Below are 16,212 nucleotides of genomic sequence, written 5' to 3'. Positions count from 1 at the left end.
GCGAAAGTGGGGTGTCGGAACCGGTTCGCCACGCGACGCGGCGCGCGCGGCGTGCCGGTACAATGCGACGAATCGCCCGACGGCGGCCGGGCCGATCGGCCGCCGGACAACAACACACGACACGATCAGGAGACACGACCCAGATGGTCTCAACGGACAGCTTTCCCCAGGCAGCCACCTCGTCCTCTTCCATCGACGCCGGCTCGATTTCAGCCCGCCTCGACCGCCTGCCGCCGACCCGCAGCGTCTGGAAGCTCGTCGTGCTGCTGAGCCTCGGCTTCTTCTTCGAACTCTACGATCTGCTGTACAGCGGCTACGTCGCGCCGGGCCTCGTGAAAAGCGGGATCCTGTCCGCGACGACGCACGGCCTGTTCGGCACCACGGGCGTTGCGAGCTTCATCGCCGCGCTGTTCTCCGGCCTCTTCATCGGCACGATCGCATGCGGCTTCCTCGCGGACCGCTTCGGCCGCCGCGCGATCTTCACGTGGTCGCTGCTGTGGTACACGGCCGCCAACGTCGTGATGGCGTTCCAGGACACGGCAGGCGGGCTGAACTTCTGGCGTTTCGTCGTCGGCCTAGGGCTCGGCGTCGAGATGGTGACGATCGGCACGTACATCTCCGAACTCGTGCCGAAGCAGATCCGCGGCCGCGCGTTCGCGTGCGAGCAGGCGGTCGGGTTCGTCGCGGTGCCGGTGGTCGCGTTCCTCGCGTACCTGCTCGTGCCGCACGCACCGTTCGGCCTCGACGGCTGGCGCTGGGTCGTGCTGATCGGCGCGCACGGCGCGCTGTTCGTGTGGTGGATTCGCCGCGCGCTGCCGGAGAGCCCGCGCTGGCTCGCGCAGCAGGGCCGCGTCGACGAAGCCGACCGCATCATGCGCGCGCTCGAGGCGAAGGTCGAAGCCGAATACGGCCGGCCGCTGCCGCCGCCCGCGCCCTCCGAGCCGGTGCCGCCGCGCGGCAGCTTCCGCGACATGTGGGTGCCGCCGTATCGCAGCCGCACGATCATGATGACGATCTTCAACGTGTTCCAGACGGTCGGCTTCTACGGCTTCGCGAACTGGGTGCCGACGCTGCTGATCAAGCAGGGCATCACGATCACGTCGAGTCTCATGTATTCGAGCGTGATCGCGCTCGCGGCGCCGCTCGGCCCACTGATCGGCCTCGTGATCGCCGACCGCTTCGAGCGCAAGTCGGTGATCGTCGCGATGGCGGCGGCGATCGTCGTCTGCGGGCTGCTGTTCAGCCAGACGACGGTGGGCGCGTTCCTGATCGTGCTCGGCATCGGCCTCACGCTCGCGAGCAACATCATGTCGTACAGCTTCCACGCGTATCAGGCCGAGCTGTTCCCGACGTCGATCCGCGCGCGCGCGGTGGGCTTCGTCTACTCGTGGAGCCGCTTCTCGGCGATCTTCTCGTCGTTCGTGATCGCGGCCGTGCTGAAGGGTTTCGGCACGTTCGGCGTGTTCGCGTTCATCGCCGGCGCGATGGTGATCGTGATGGCCGCGATCGGGTTCATGGGGCCGCGTACCAGGGGCATCGCGCTCGAAACCATTTCGAAGTAGACGGGGAGCGCGCGCTCGCGTGTCGTATGCAGCATGCGAGTGAATTTCCGGGCGTTTCGGTTTTGTATTGCCGGACACGCCCGGCGAAGCAACCTGCCATGCAGCGGCGCATCAAGCGGCAATGAGTTGAAACAAAGTGTGACGAAGCGCAAAACCGCGGCGAAACCGGGGAAGCGGCCCTGCCGATTCGTGTCCGCGCGGGTAGAATGAAAGACCTGACGACTCATTAGCCGCCATTGGACCGAACGCGTTGTACTGCGAACGACTCCACCGCGAAGAGGCGTCGGCGCCGGCCACATGCGTGCGGCCGGCGTGTCGATGGCTCGCGCGGGAGATGCGCCGTTCGCAACGTGCGGCGGCCGGTTCGGCCGATGGTTTCGATCGCATGATGCTCTCCGACCTGACGCGGCGGTTGTACAAGCCGCGTTGCCGTACTCTCGCGGTCGCCACCCATGTGTGGCTCGCGGCCGTTCTCCCGATCTCCGTGCTTGCCGCGCGGCCCGCCTTTGCCGCGTCCGACGTGCCGTCGGCAACTACTACGTCATCCTCATCAACGGCTTCGGCCGCGCGTTCGGCTTCGCCGGCGCATGTGTCGTCGGGAGTCGCGTCGTCATCCGCGGCTTCGGCCGCGCATTCGGCTTCGTCGGCGCATGTGTCGTCCGGAGTCGCTCCGTCATCCGCGGCATCCGCCGCGCATCATGCGTCGCCCGCTAGTGGGGCATCCCCGGCTTCCGCCGCATCGGCAGCATCCGCGGCATCGGCAGCGTCGCCTGCATCGGCAGCATCCGGCACGCCGGCAAGCGAAGCCGAAGCACCCGCACCGACGCCGCCGCGCCGGCACCCGCCGCTGTCGGCCGACGAAGCGAAGAGCGCAACCGCGCGTGCGATAGACATGCGCAAGCGCTTCACGCAGGAAGTCACGCGACGCCTGAACGTGCCCGCGAGCGAGCAGCGCGCGTATGGCGTCCGCCTTCAGCAGGCGCTCGCCGATGCCGACCTCGGCGACCTGGCCGGCGAATACGTCGCGATCGTCGACCGCGCGCCGAACGTGCAGGCGCTGTTCATCTACTTCCGCGCGACGCCGACCAATGCGTGGCTGATGATCGGCGCGTCGCCGGTCGGCACCGGCTGGCCCGGCAAATACGATCACTTCCTGACGCCGCTCGGCGTGTTCCACCACTCGCCCGACAACATGGATTTCCGCGCGGAAGGCACGACGAACGACAACGGTATTCGCGGCTACGGCAAGCGCGACATGCGCATCTACGACTTCGGCTGGGTGGACGGCGAGCGCGGCTGGGGCAAGGGCGGCAAGTCGCCGATGCGCTTCCAGATGCACGCGACCGATCCCGATCGCCTCGAGCCGCTGCTCGGCATCCGGCACTCGAAAGGCTGCGTGCGGATTCCTGCTTCGCTGAACGCGTTCATCGACCAGCACGGCATCCTCGACGACGACTACGAGGCGCGCGTCGAGGACGGCAAGTCGTTGTGGGTGCTGCGCCGCGATCGCGACGTCACGCCGATCGCCGGGCGCTACCTGGTCGTGATCGACAGCGCGCGCAAGACGCGTCCGGCATGGTCGCCGGCGCCGGGACGCAACGCATGGTCGAAGCTGCCGAAGAGCGGCGACACGGCGGACTGACGACAGCCGGTCCGCCGGCGCGACGAAGGCCGCGCGGCGTGGGCGCCGGAGTTCGACGCACTGGCCGCGATGCTCGCGGCGGCCTGAGCGCGTTGCCGGCCGCGTTCGCCGGCCGGCGCGTCAACCCGCCGGCGCGTCGTTCAGGTGGCGACGCAGGTCGCCCGCGAAATCGAACAGCGTGTAGTCGCGGAACGCGAAACGCCATGCGCCGTCGACGCGCTCGAACGCGTCGTGATAGCGGCCCGCTGCGATCGGCTGCAGCGCGAGGCCGTCGACGGCCTGCAGCACCGTGTAGTACGAGCGAGCCGTCGCGCGATGTGCGGCTTCGTCGATCTCGATGAGCGGATTCGTGATTACATGCTTCGTGCGCGGCGTGCCGCACGCGTAGCGCTTCACGCGCGCGTCGAACAGCGCGAGCAATTCATCGGCGCCGATCGTCGGCGCCGCTTCCTCGACCTTGATCCGCGCATGCCGGAACAGCGTCGCCATCCCCGGCAGGTCACCGGCGTCGAGCAGCTCCGCGTAGCGGTACAGCAGGTTCGCGATTTGGACAGCGCTGTGGGTCATGCGGCCTCCGGCATCGATGGACGGGTTGCGTCGATGATGCGCGGTGCGGGCCGGGATCGCTTCGTCCGGGTGGACGAAGCGTCTTAGTCGTGCCGCGCTCAGCGGAAAATCTTCAGCCAGTCGAACAGGCCCGGATGCGGACGCCGCCTCGGTGCCGGCGCCGGCGCGCTGCGCGGCCGGAAGTCGGGCGAGAACTGCACATGCGGGTCGATCGCACGCGCACGCAGCGCCGCATCGTAGAACGAGCCGACGATCGGCAGCGCGCTGTGCGCGCCCGCGCCCCAGTAGTCGCTGCGCAGCGTCACGTTGCCGTCGTCGAAGCCGACCCACGCGCCGGCCACCAGTTGCGGATGCATCAGGATGAACCAGCCGTCCGTGTTGTCCTGCGTCGTGCCGGTCTTGCCCGCGACGTCGATGCGAATCCCGTAGCGCGAGCGGATGTCGGCACCGGTCCCGTAATCGACGACGCCGCGCATCACGTCGACCAGCGTCTGTGCCGCGGCCACCGGCATCGCGCGTTCGGGCGGCGCGCTGCCGAACGCGGCGAGCACCTTGCCGTCGCGATCCTCGATGCGCGTGATCATCTGCGGCGCGACGTACACGCCGCGGTTCGCGATCGTCCCGTACGCGGACACCATTTCCTTCAGCGTGACGGGGCTCGTACCGAGCGCGAGCGACGGCACCGCGTCGAGCGGACTTTCGCGCACGCCCATCGCACGGGCGAGCTGTGCGACCCTGGCCGCGCCTTCGCGCTGCATCACCTGCGCGGTGATGCGATTGCGCGACAGGGCGAGTGCGTCGCGCAGCGTCATCGGTGCGTCCGTCGGCGGTTCGGCATCGGTCGGGCGCCACACCGCGCGCGCGCCGATCGGAATCGCCACCGGGCGATCGACGAACGTATCGTCCGGCCGCATGCCGTCCGCGAACGCGGCGCCATAGACGAACGGCTTGAACGTCGAGCCCGGCTGGCGCCGCGCCTGCACGACGTGATCGAACGGCTCGTTGCCGAAATCGGGGCTGCCGACCCACGCGCGAATCGCGCCGTTGCGCGGATCGAGCGCGACGAAGCCGGCCTGTACCTGTGTCTTGCGCTCGCACAACGCGCGCACGAACGCGCGATTCGCGCCGAGCTGCTTCAGCGCGGCCGCGTCGGCGAGCCCGGCGGCGCGCGCGTCGCGATAGTCGGGCGTCTGCCGGATGAAGCCGCGGAACAGGTCGTTGCGCAGCCCGCAGCCGGACGGGTTGTGCCACGCGTCATCGGCGATCGCCTGCAGGCGATCGGTTTGCTGCGTCAGCGCTCGCGTCGCCATCTCCTGCAATTGCGCATCGAGCGTCGTGCGCACGACGAGGCCGTCCGAGTAGAGGTCGTAGTTGTTGCGGTCGGCCCAGGCGATCAGCCACTTGCGCAACTGCACCGCGAAGTGCGGGGCGGGGCCGGGTTGCGCGGTTTGCGGCTCGAAGTCGACGCGCAGCGGCCGGCGCTGCAACTGCGCGAGCTGCCGCGGCGACAGCATGCCCATCGCGGCCATCCGCGCGAGCACGATGTTGCGGCGCTGGACCGCGCGCTCCGGATTCAGCACCGGGTTGTAGTAGCTGTTGCCCTTCAGCATCCCGACGAGCGTCGCGCTTTCGACGATGTCGAGCTGGTCCGCCGATTTGCCGAAATAGGTGCGCGCGGCCATTTCGACGCCGTACGCGTTGTACAGGAACGGCACGGTGTTCAGGTAAGTCTCGAGAATCTCGTCCTTGCTGTAGACGGCCTCGATCTTGAACGCGGTGATCAGCTCCTTCACCTTGCGCGTGAGCGTCGGCGCGCGGCCGACTTCGTCCGGATACAGGTTGCGGGCGAGCTGCTGCGTGATCGTCGAGCCGCCCTGGCGGCTGCCCGAGAACGTATGCAGCCCGGCCGCGAGCGTGCGGCGCCAGTCGATGCCGTGATGCGCGTAGAAGCGGTGGTCCTCGGTCGCGATCAGCGCGTCGACCATGTGCGGCGAGATCTGCTTGAGCGGCACCCATTCGCGGTTCACGGGCCGGAACTCGGCGATCAGCTGGCCGTCGGCCGACAGCACGCGCGCGGGACGGTCGATGCGCGCCTTGCGGATGTCGCCGATGCTCGGCGTGAACGGCACGAACGCGAGCAGGACCAGCAGGCCGAGCACGGGGATCGCGGCGAGCGTCAGCGCGACGCCGCGGCGCGTCGGATGGCGCAGGCGGTGCCACGCCCCGACGCCGAGCGCGCGGGCGCCGGTACGGCAGCGAAGCCACAGATCTCGAAGATACGGCACGAAGCGATTCACGGCGGCAGGAGCGCGAACGGAAAAGGCGCGATCCTAGCAAACCGCGCAGCGTCACCTGTGGCCAAAACGCCGGTTTTTCCTGCAGGCGTTACAGACGATTACGTTTGTTGCCCGCGGACAACCTTTCGTCGCGTGCGCCGCCGCAATTCCTCCGACGAATCGACGCCGGCGGCTTCGCCGACCACATCCGCGAGCCGCTGCGCGGCCGCTTCCATCCGTGCGCGATCGAACCCGCCGAAGCCGAGCACGAGGCCCGGACGCGCGGTGCCCGGCGCGAACATCGGCGACACCGCGCGCACGGCCACGCCCGCCCGGACGGCGCGCGCCACCACGTCGAGATCGTCGATCCCTTCCGCGAGCCACAGCACGACGTGCATCCCCTGATCGCCCGGCTGCACCCAGGCGCGCTCGCGCGGCAGCCGCGCGCCGAGCGTGTCGATCAGCAGCGCGCGCTGTTCCGCGTAGACGCCGCGCACGCGGCGGATGTGGCGGTCGAGATGGCCTTCCGCGATGAAGGCGGCGAGCACGTGCTGATCGGCGGTCGGCGCGTGGCGATCCATCAGCACGCGCGCGCCGCAGAACGCGGGCACGAGCTCGGCGGGCGCGATCACGTAGCCGAGCCGCAGCGACGGGAACAGGATCTTGCTGAACGTGCCGAGATAGATCACGTGTTCCGGATCCAGGCCTTGCAGCGACGGGAACGGATAGCCTTCGTAGCGCAGCTCGCTGTCGTAGTCGTCCTCGACCACCCATGCGCGATGCGCGCGCGCCCAGCCGAGCAGCGCGTTGCGGCGTGCCATGCTCATCGGCATCCCGAGCGGATACTGGTGCGACGGCGTGACGAACGCCGCGCGCGCGTCCGGCGCGAGACGGATGCCGGCCTCGACGTCGATGCCGTCCGCGTCGACCGGCACGCGGACCATCGCGTCGCGCCGCCCGGTGCTCTCGAGCAGCGCGGTGATGCCGCGATAGGCGGGATTCTCGACCCACGCGCGATCGTTCGGGCCGAGCAGGACCTGGCTCGCGAGGTGCAGGCCCTGTTGCGTGCCGCTCGTGATGACGACCTGCTCGGCGCTGCAGCGCACCGAGCGCGAGCGGCGCACGTAATCGGCGATCGCTTCGCGCAGCGGCAGCGCGCCTTGCGGATCCGCATAACCGGACGGCGCGCCGGCGCCGCGGGCGCGCAGGCGGTTGCCGAGCCGGCGCCAGATGTCGTCGGGCGCGGTGAGCCCGACCGGCACCGAGATCGCGAACGGCGCGGCCGGCAGCGGACGGAATTCGCGGGCGATCCGTGCAAACGTCGCGGCCGGTTCGGGCAGGCCGGCATGGGCGGCGCGCTGGCGGGCGGCGGGCGGTGCGCCAGCCGGCGGCGACGGCTCGGCCAGCGCGTTCGCGACCCGCGTGCCGGCGCCGCCGCGCGACTCCAGGAAGCCTTCGGCGACGAGTTGCGCATACGCGTCGACGACGGTGCCGCGCGCGACCTGCAGCGATGCCGCGAGCAGCCGCGTGGACGGCAGCGTGTCGCCGGGCCGCACGTCGCCGCGGCGCACCGCGTCCCGCAACGCCTGCGCGAGCTGGCGGCTCAGGTCGCCGGCCGCGCGGTCGAGCGCGCCGAGCGACGGGATTTCGACGATCCGGGCGGTCCTGGCCATGATTCTGGTCTGCTGAAAATGTTCTAAACCGGCTCTACAGCATAAACCAGTTAGCGATCACAATCGGGGCATGACGGGCCGGTTCCGACCCGTTCCCTCCCAACCCTGTCCGACCGTGGAGCCGCCATGTATGTCCCCGCCGATTTCGCCGAATCCCGTCCCGACGTGCTGCGCGAACTGATCGTCCAGCATCCGTTCGGCACCCTGGTCACGCGCGGGAACAGCGGGCTCGACGCGAACCACCTTCCGTTCGAACTGCTGCCGGGCGACGGCGGCCTCGGCGAACTGCATGCGCACGTCGCGCGCGCGAATCCGGTCTGGCAGGACGTCGCGGACGGCGACGAGGTGCTCGTGATCTTCCGCGCCGGCGACGCGTACATCTCGCCGAACTGGTACCCGAGCAAGCACGTCGCGCATCGGCAGGTGCCGACGTGGAACTACGTGGTCGTGCATGCGCACGGCCGGATCACCGTGCGCGACGACGAGAAGTTCGTGCGCGGCGTGGTCGCGCGGCTGACGCGCACGCACGAGGCGTCGCAGCCGGCGCCGTGGAAGATGGCCGACGCGCCGAAGGACTATCTCGACACGATGCTGCAGTCGATCGTCGGGCTGCAGATCGAGATCACGCGGCTCGTCGGCAAGCGCAAGCTCGGGCAGAACAAGGCGGTCGACGACATTCGCGGCGCGGGCGACGCGCTGATCGCGGACGGGAATCTCGCGATCGGGGAGGCGATGCTGGCGGAAGCCGACGCGAAGCGCGGGTGAGTCACGGTGAATCGCACGGGGGCGCATGTCGCGCCCCCGCCGGCGCACGCTACTGCGTACGCGTCGCGCCCTTCGCCACTTCCCCCGCCTGCGCCAGCGCCCCCCGAATCGCCGCTTCCGTCTTGTCATACCCGCCCTCGCCATACCGCGTATAGACGACCTTCCCGTTCGCGTCGATCAGGTACAGCGCGGGCCAGTACTGGTTGCCGTACGCGCGCCACGTGTCGTAACGGTTGTCCTGCGCGACCGGATACTGGATGCCGAAGCGCTTGACCGCATCGGCGACGTTCTTCGCATCGCGTTCGAACGGATACTCGGGCGTATGGACGCCGACCACGACGAACCCCTGGTCGCGATACTTCCGGTACCAGTCGTTCACGTACGGAATCGTATGAATGCAGTTGATGCACGAGTACGTCCAGAAATCGACCAGCACGACCTTGCCGCGCAGCTGGTCGAGCTTGAGCGGCGCGCTGTTGTGCCATTGCTCGATGCCGGTGAAGTCGGGCGCCGGCGTGCCGGCCAGCGAGGCGGGCATGCCCGCCTCGTCGCGGGTGCCGGCGAACGCGGCGAGCCCGGCCGTGGCGGCGAGGGCGATCACGAGGGCGGCGGTCTTGAGTCTGGTCGGCATGGCGGTTCTCCGGTTCGGCCGGCCGCCGCGCGGGGGCGGCGGCCGGACAGGTTTCGACAGCCCTCATTGGGCCGCGCCGACGTATCTGCGATGTGTCCGGCAGGCCGCGCGTGTGCAATGTTGTGTGTCGCCACGGCGGCGCGATACATTGGGATACAAACGCGTGCCCGCAGTGGGGTATAAAAGCGGACATCGCCAGCCGGAACATCACGCCAACGACACCGCCCATGGACAAGATCGACCACGTACTGATCGTCGACGACGATCGCGCGATCCGCGAACTGATCGCGGACTACCTGGAGAAGAACGGCATGCGCGTGTCGCTCGCCGCGAACGGCCGCGAGATGCGCAACGCGCTCGACGACGGCGCGCCCGACCTGATCGTGCTCGACCTGATGATGCCCGGCGAGGACGGCCTCACGCTGTGCCGCGATCTGCGCGCGGGCAAGTTCCGGACGGTGCCGGTGCTGATGCTGACCGCGCGTGGCGAGGAAACCGACCGCATCATCGGTCTGGAGATGGGCGCCGACGACTATCTCGCAAAGCCGTTCGCGGTGCGCGAGCTACTCGCGCGGATCCGCTCGGTGCTGCGCCGCGCGCGCATGCTGCCGCCCGGCATGCAGGTGACGGAGTCGGCCGCGATGCTCGCGTTCGGCGAATGGCGGCTCGACACGACGGGGCGTCACCTGCTCGACGCCGAAGGCACGCTGGTCGCGTTGAGCGGCGCCGAATACCGGCTGTTGCGCGTGTTCCTCGACAATCCGCAGCGCGTGCTGACGCGCGACCAGTTGCTCAACCTCACGCAGGGCCGGCAGTCCGATCCGTTCGACCGGTCGATCGACCTGCTCGTGAGCCGGCTGCGCCAGCGCCTGCGCGACGGCGCGCGCGAGCCGCGCTACATCAAGACGCTGCGCAACGAGGGCTACGTGTTCTCGTCGGCGGTGACCGCGGTCGAAGGCGACGCATGAGCGCGCGCACCCCGTGGCACTGGCCGCGCTCGCTGTTCGCGCGGCTCGCGCTGATCCTGTGCGTGGGCCTCGCGCTCGCGCAGACGCTGTCGTTCTGGCTCACCGTCACCGAGCGCGACCAGGCGACCACCAACCTGATGATGGGCTACATCGAACGCGAGGTCGCGAGTTCGGTCGCGCTGCTCGATCACCTGCCGCCCGACCAGCGTGCCGCGTGGCTGCCGCGTCTCGCACGGCGCAGCTACGCGTTCATCCTCGGGCCCGGCGAGACGGGCACGCCGCCGGAGGCGCGGCTCTCGGCGCGCGTCGAGCGCTCGATCTCGGACGGCATCGGCGGCGACTATCCGCTGACGGCGAACGCGATCCCCGGCGATCGCGAACATCTGCAGGTGCATCTGCGCCTGACCGACGGCTCGCCGCTGACGATCGACATCCACCCGATGTCCACGGTGCCGCTGTCGGGCTGGCTGCCCGTCGTGCTCGCGCTGCAGCTCGCGGTGCTGGCCGGGTGCTGCTGGCTCGCGGTGCGGCTCGCGACGCGGCCGCTGAAGCAGCTCGCGCAGGCGGCCGACGCGCTCGGTCCCGATCTGAAGGGCGAACGCCTGAACGAGGACGGGCCGTCCGAAGTCGCGCGTGCCGCGCGGGCGTTCAACGCGATGCAGGACCGCATCGCGCAGTACATGGCCGAGCGCATGCAGATCCTCGCGTCGATCTCGCACGACCTGCAGACGCCGATCACGCGGATGCGGCTGCGCGTCGACGTGATGGACGACGACGCGCAGGGCGCGAAGCTGCGCCAGGACCTGCTCGAGATGGAGCATCTGGTGAAGGAAGGCGTCGCGTATGCGCGCACGCTGCACGGCACGGAAGAGGCCGCGCGCCGCATCGATCTCGATGCGCTGCTCGACAGCATCGTGTGCGACTACATGGATGCGGGGCAGGACGTCGCGCTGCATGGCGGCGGCCCGCTCGCGCTCGTCACGCGGCCGAAGGCGCTGCGCCGGATCGTCGGCAACCTCGTCGACAACGCGCTGAAGTTCGCGGGCGCGGCCGAGATCGACGTACAGGCGGCGCCGGGCGGCGGCGCGGTCATCGCGGTGCTCGATCGCGGGCCGGGCATTCCGGACGATCAGCTCGACGCGGTGTTCGAACCGTTCCGGCGCGTGGAGACGTCGCGCAATCGCGAGACGGGCGGCACGGGGCTCGGCCTCGCGATCGCGCGGCAGCTTGCGCTCGCGATGGGCGGCACGCTCACGTTGCGCAACCGGCCGGACGGCGGCGGGCTCGAAGCGCGGTTGACGCTGGTGAACGCGACCTGACGCTACGCCGTGTAATGCGGCGTCGAGCGCGTCGCGGGCTTCTGGGTCGAAGCGGGCTGCGTCACACGCGCTGCAGATGCGCGTCGACGAGCGGCGCGAGCGTTTCGGCATGCACGGCCGCGAGATCGTGCCGGCCGCCCGGCACCACGTGCAGCCGTGCATCGGGCAGCCGTTCGAGCAGGCGTTTGCCGGCCGCGACCGGGCTGATCGGATCGTCGTCGCCCCACAGCAGCAGCGTCGGCTGCGCGATGCGGCCGATGTCCCGCGACAGGTCGGCGCGCAACGTCAGGAACCAGTCGGGCAATTGCGGGTTCGCTTGCGCGAAGCCGGCGCGCCAGTCCTGCGCGCCGAGCCCCTGCATGTCGAGGCCGCCCGACGTGACCGTCAGCACCAGGTGCGTGACGAGCGGTGCACGTTCGAGTGCCGCGCGCATCGCGATCACGCCGCCCATCGATTGCGCGATCACGGCGGTCGGCCGGTCGATCGCGCTCAGCACATGGCGCACGAGACCGTCGAAGTCGTCGACGGCCGGATCGCGCGGCGTGTCGCCGAAGCCCGGATAGCCGACGATCCGACGCTCGGCCGGATGCGCGAGGCGGCTCGCGAGCGGTTGCCAGAAGGCGGTGCTGCCCGATGCGCCGGGCAGGAACAGCAGTTGTGACGGAACGGGCATGACGGATCGGCTTTCTGGTGAACGAAGCGGGTGAATGGAAGGCGGCGATGCGTCAGCACCGGCCGGTGCGCAGCGCGACGGTCCAGTCGTCGCGGCCGCGCGATGCCGCGGTGGCGGCGGCCGTATGCCAGTCGTATTCGACCGCATGAAATTCGGCGTGCCAGCCGGCCGGCGTGCGCGACACCATCGCGTAGCGCGCATGCGGCGAACCCGTTTCGATCCGGTGCGGGTGCGGTAGATCGTCCGCGTACGCTTGCAGCCCGACACTGCCGGGGTTGACGATCAGCCGGCCGTCGTCGAGTTTCGCGAGGCGCGGCACATGCGTATGGCCGCACAGAATCAGCGATGCCGTCTCGTCGCCCGCGCGCTGCGCGATTTCATCGGGCGTCGCCGCACGGCAGCCGTCGGGCGTGACCGTTTCGAGGAAGTAGACGAGGTCGCTGGCGGGCGTGCCGTGCACCATCAGTACATCGTCGCCGAGCGTCAGGCGCTCGGGCAGCGCGGCGATCCATGCGCGATGGTCGTCGCGCAGCGTGTCGTGCGCCCAGCGGTCGGACAGCCGCATCGTGTCGCGATCGCCGGTCAGCAGTTGCCGTTCGTGATTGCCCTTGATGGTCGGCAGGTCGAGCGCGATCAGGCGGTCGGCCGTTGCGGCAGGATGGAGCGCGCCCGACACGATGTCGCCGAGGTTGACGATCACGTCGGCGCCGCGGCGGCGCACGTCGTCGAGCACCGCGTCGAGCGCGGCGAGGTTGCCGTGGATGTCGGACAGCGCGGCGATTTTCATGGCGAAGGAGTCGAGGCGGGGAACGGCGATTGTCGCGAATTCGCCGCGGGTCGTCCATTCGCGTCGACGGCGTGCGGATCGGCGCGTCGCGTCGGCCCGTCAGTCGGTCGCGAGGCGCGCGTACAGCGCGAAATCGCCCGGCGCGCCGCGCACCATCCGGTATGCGCGCAGCAATCCTTCGTACCGGTAGCCGCATTTCTGCAGCACGCGCGCGGAGCCGGCATTGCTGGTCAGCACGACGCCCTGGATCCGCATGAAGCCGCCTCCGGCGAACGCCCATGCGGTGACGCTCGCGCACAGCGCGCTCGCGATGCCGCGCCCCCAGTGCGACGGCGCGAGGTCGTACGCGATCTCGGCCGAGCGGTTCGCGGTGGATACCGTATGCAGCCCGATGGTCCCGGCGAGCGCGCCCGACGCGTCGTCGACGATCGCGAGGCGGCGGATCGAATCCGGATGAGCCGATTCGATGCCGTCGAACAGCGGCAGCAGATCGTCGCGCGCATGCAGGTTCCAGCTCGTGTGGCGGACGACGTCGGGATTCGACAGGTATGCGTACCACGTGTCGAGATCCGCGCGGTCGAGCTGGCGCAGCGACAGGCCGGGGAAACCGGAGCGGGGCGGGACGTCGATTCTCATCGCGAGCCCGTTGAGAACGTTGCGGGTAATGCGACCCGCGCGATCGGCGCGCCTGAAGCGCTCGAAGCGCCCGAAGCACCGCGCATGCCGATGCTCCTACGCAGCATGCCGCCGATACAGCGCGAGCGATCCCGCCAGCGCGAGCAGCATCGCGCCGCACGTGCGTTCGAGCCACAGCGCGCCCGAGCGCTTCAGCAGCCGCATAGCGCGCGCGCCGAGCAGCGCGTAGCCGAACATCACGGCGCCGTCGAGCAGCGCGAACGTGACCGCGAGCGCGACGTATTGCGGTGCTAGCGGGGCGGCCGGATCGAGGAACTGCGGCAAGAACGCGGAGAAGAACAGATAGCCCTTCGGATTCGTCACCGCGGTCAGGAAGCTCTTCGCGAAGATCGACGCGTTGCGTTCGTACGCCGCGCCGCCATGCGCGACGGCGACGTCGAGCGAGCCCTTCGACGTGAGCAGCCGGATGCCGACGTACGCGAGATAGGCGGCGCCGAGCCATTTCACCACCGAGAACCAGAGCGCCGAGGCCATCAGCAGCGCGCCGAGGCCGAGCGCGACCGCGACGATCAGCACGAAGTCGGACAGCATCGCGCCGGCGAAGCCGTAGGCCGCGCGGCGCACGCCGTAGCGCGAGCCGTTGGTCAGTGCGAGCAGCACGGTCGGGCCGGGCGTCGCGATCCCGACGAACGCGACGGCGGCGAAGATCAACAGGGTCGATTGATGCATGCCGAAGACTCCCGGTGGAAGGCGGGTGCCCGATTATCGGGCGCGCGGCCTCGCGCTGTACAGGGACGTCCGCCGCGCGGCTGATTATCTCGATTTTGGCAAGAAGCTGTTTTCATTATTGCGCTATCGACCGGAACCGGTTCCAACTACCATGGCGGCCGCGGCGGGCATGCTGGCCGCGACGTCGCGCGCGCGTTTCGCATGCGCGCGTTCCCGTGTGCGGACGCTGCCGGCCTCGCCATGCCGGCGGATCTCGCCGACCGCACGCGCTACTCGCATAGAACAACGGGCTCACCGCCCGGAGACGCTAAAAAATCATGAACAAGCAACTGATCGCAGCACCGCTGCTGCTCTCGCTCGCGGGCATCGCCTCCGCGCAAAGCTCCGTCACGCTGTACGGCATCGTCGATGCGGGCGTGACCTATCGCAGCAACGAACGGGTCGGCTCGCCGGGCGCCTATACGGGGCACTCGGACGTCGCCCTGACTACCGGCAACCTGTCCGGCAGCCGCTGGGGCATCAAGGGCGCCGAGGATCTCGGCGGCGGGATGCGCGCGCTGTTCGTGCTCGAGAACGGCTTCGACATCACCAACGGCACGTCGGGCCAGGGCGGTCGCCAGTTCGGCCGGCAGGCGTTCGTCGGCGTCGGCAGCGATCGCTACGGCACGGTCACGCTCGGCCGCCAGTACACGTCGCTCGACGACTTCGTGAGCCCGGTCGGCCCGTCGTCGTTCATCGGCGGCTTCGGCGCGCACCCGGGCGACATCGACGACCTCGACCAGACCGCGCGCGTCGACAACTCGATCAAGTACACGAGCGCGAACTACGCGGGCTTCACGTTCGGCGCGCTGTACGGCTTCGGCAGCCAGCCGGGCAGCATGAAGCAGCGCAACACGTGGAGCGTCGGCGCGGCGTACGCGGCAGGGCCGCTGCGCGTGGGCGTCGGCTACGAGCGTTCGGACAACAGCAAGACGGGCGCGACCGACCCGACCGCCGGCAAGTGGCGAAGCACCGACGACGGCCTGTTCAACTCGTCGATCAACGAAGGCTATGCGAGCGCGCAGTCGCAGCAGATCATCGCGACCGGCGCGACGTACGACTTCGGCCCGGCCGTGGTCGGGGTGAACTACAGCAACGTGCAGTACCGCAGCGGGGCCCAGTCGCTGTTCAACGGTCATGCGACGTTCAACGTCGCGGGCGTGTTCACGCGCTGGAACGTGCAGCCGCAGACGCAACTGTTCGCGGGCTACAGCTACACGCGCGGCAGCGATGTCGACGGCATAGACAACCGCGCGCAGTATCACAACGTCACGCTCGGTGCGGTCTACGACCTGTCGAAGCGCACCAGCGTGTACCTGCTCGGCGCGTACCAGCATGCGTCGGGCACGACGCTCGACGCGCTCGGCCGGCCGGTGGCGGCGACTGCATCGGTGTCGGACAAGGCGAACGGCCACTCGTCCGACTCGCGATCGCAGGCGATCGTCAGCCTCGGGCTGCGTCAGAAGTTCTAATGTCATGTGCATGACCGGGGGCTCGCGTTCGATGCGGGCCGCCGGTTGCGTGGATGCCTCTGTTCCATCGGTAGCGCGTGATCGACGTCGTCGATGCGCTGCCCAAGTACCTCGACGGCCGGGACGGCCCGACGCTCGACAGCGCGAGCTGACCGTAACCGGCCGCCCCCGCCGGCGTGCGGCCTTGCTCATTCACCGCTGCCCACTTCCCTTCGCCGCACGCGCGGTACATCCCGGACCTCGTCCGCATCTTCATCGGCAACGACATTCCGCCGCACACTGCCTTATTTCATATATTCACGATTTACCCGGCAATGCTGCGTGCGCCGGATAATATTTTTTCTCTTTCATTTCTATTTCGATTTGTAATAATCGAATCGATTTCATGGAAATGAAAATCAATGCGCGCATGTCAGAAAAAATGACGTGCGAGCATTAGGAAATTCGGAACAAAGTGCCGGTAATGACGGATC

14 protein-coding genes are annotated in these 16,212 nt (G+C 69.2%); 6 read left to right on the top strand and 8 right to left on the bottom strand.

Annotated elements, in window-relative coordinates; genetic code table 11:
- The first annotated feature begins 143 nt into the window (after positions 1-143).
- On the top strand, positions 144-1,562 hold the full coding sequence (locus DID99_RS27440) for an MFS transporter (protein ID WP_124523313.1): 1,419 nt from the start codon (positions 144-146) through the stop codon (positions 1,560-1,562).
- Positions 1,563-1,896: 334 nt separating this feature from the next.
- A complete protein-coding gene (locus tag DID99_RS27435; protein WP_185733826.1) occupies positions 1,897-3,204 on the top strand; it encodes a hypothetical protein in 1,308 nt (435 codons plus the stop codon).
- A gap of 120 nt (positions 3,205-3,324) precedes the next feature.
- Here the strand turns inward: DID99_RS27435 and DID99_RS27430 are convergent, their stop codons facing one another.
- The 3 genes from DID99_RS27430 to DID99_RS27420 form a co-directional block, all read right to left on the bottom strand.
- On the bottom strand, positions 3,325-3,771 hold the full coding sequence (locus DID99_RS27430) for a nuclear transport factor 2 family protein (RefSeq protein ID WP_124667888.1): 447 nt from the start codon (positions 3,769-3,771) through the stop codon (positions 3,325-3,327).
- A gap of 98 nt (positions 3,772-3,869) precedes the next feature.
- Positions 3,870-6,068 carry a penicillin-binding protein 1A gene (locus DID99_RS27425; RefSeq protein WP_124667887.1) on the bottom strand — a complete coding sequence of 733 codons (2,199 nt, stop codon included), beginning with the start codon at positions 6,066-6,068 and terminating at the stop codon, positions 3,870-3,872.
- Between the two features lie 98 nt (positions 6,069-6,166).
- Positions 6,167-7,720: a PLP-dependent aminotransferase family protein gene (locus tag DID99_RS27420; RefSeq protein WP_124667886.1), complete on the bottom strand. Its 1,554-nt coding sequence runs from the start codon at positions 7,718-7,720 to the stop codon at positions 6,167-6,169.
- A 126-nt stretch (positions 7,721-7,846) separates the two neighbouring features.
- Here DID99_RS27420 and DID99_RS27415 point away from each other — a divergent pair, with 126 nt between their 5' ends.
- Positions 7,847-8,485: an FMN-binding negative transcriptional regulator gene (locus DID99_RS27415; protein WP_124523305.1), complete on the top strand. Its 639-nt coding sequence runs from the start codon at positions 7,847-7,849 to the stop codon at positions 8,483-8,485.
- Between the two features lie 49 nt (positions 8,486-8,534).
- Here the strand turns inward: DID99_RS27415 and DID99_RS27410 are convergent, their stop codons facing one another.
- A complete protein-coding gene (locus DID99_RS27410; protein WP_124667885.1) occupies positions 8,535-9,116 on the bottom strand; it encodes a thioredoxin family protein in 582 nt (193 codons plus the stop codon).
- Between the two features lie 227 nt (positions 9,117-9,343).
- On the opposite strand from DID99_RS27410, the gene DID99_RS27400 reads away from it, so the two are divergent.
- On the top strand, positions 9,344-10,084 hold the full coding sequence (locus DID99_RS27400; protein ID WP_044847429.1) for a response regulator: 741 nt from the start codon (positions 9,344-9,346) through the stop codon (positions 10,082-10,084).
- Positions 10,081-11,403 (top strand): ATP-binding protein, encoded by a 1,323-nt coding sequence (locus DID99_RS27395; protein WP_124667883.1) that lies wholly within the window; start codon positions 10,081-10,083, stop codon positions 11,401-11,403. The genes DID99_RS27400 and DID99_RS27395 overlap by 4 nt, the downstream gene beginning before the upstream one ends.
- A gap of 61 nt (positions 11,404-11,464) precedes the next feature.
- On the opposite strand, the gene DID99_RS27390 is transcribed toward DID99_RS27395, so the two are convergent.
- The 4 genes from DID99_RS27390 to DID99_RS27375 form a co-directional block, all read right to left on the bottom strand.
- Positions 11,465-12,076 carry an alpha/beta fold hydrolase gene (locus DID99_RS27390; RefSeq protein ID WP_124667882.1) on the bottom strand — a complete coding sequence of 204 codons (612 nt, stop codon included), beginning with the start codon at positions 12,074-12,076 and terminating at the stop codon, positions 11,465-11,467.
- Between the two features lie 52 nt (positions 12,077-12,128).
- The gene (locus DID99_RS27385) at positions 12,129-12,863 is read right to left on the bottom strand and encodes a metallophosphoesterase (protein WP_124488675.1); all 735 of its coding nucleotides are present in this window, start codon (positions 12,861-12,863) and stop codon (positions 12,129-12,131) included.
- Positions 12,864-12,962: 99 nt separating this feature from the next.
- Positions 12,963-13,499 (bottom strand): GNAT family N-acetyltransferase, encoded by a 537-nt coding sequence (locus DID99_RS27380; protein ID WP_124667881.1) that lies wholly within the window; start codon positions 13,497-13,499, stop codon positions 12,963-12,965.
- Between the two features lie 96 nt (positions 13,500-13,595).
- Positions 13,596-14,228 carry a LysE family translocator gene (locus DID99_RS27375; protein ID WP_124667880.1) on the bottom strand — a complete coding sequence of 211 codons (633 nt, stop codon included), beginning with the start codon at positions 14,226-14,228 and terminating at the stop codon, positions 13,596-13,598.
- Between the two features lie 317 nt (positions 14,229-14,545).
- On the opposite strand from DID99_RS27375, the gene DID99_RS27370 reads away from it, so the two are divergent.
- Entirely contained in the window at positions 14,546-15,739 is a 1,194-nt protein-coding gene (locus DID99_RS27370; protein ID WP_124667879.1) for a porin, read from the top strand.
- Positions 15,740-16,212 lie beyond the last annotated feature (473 nt).

It is taken from the genome of Burkholderia sp. Bp8986 (assembly GCF_003854225.1).
Classification (GTDB): Bacteria; Pseudomonadota; Gammaproteobacteria; order Burkholderiales; family Burkholderiaceae; genus Burkholderia.
The sequence above is the reverse complement of the archived record's forward strand: the minus strand, read 5'-3'. Positions and strand labels throughout refer to the sequence as shown.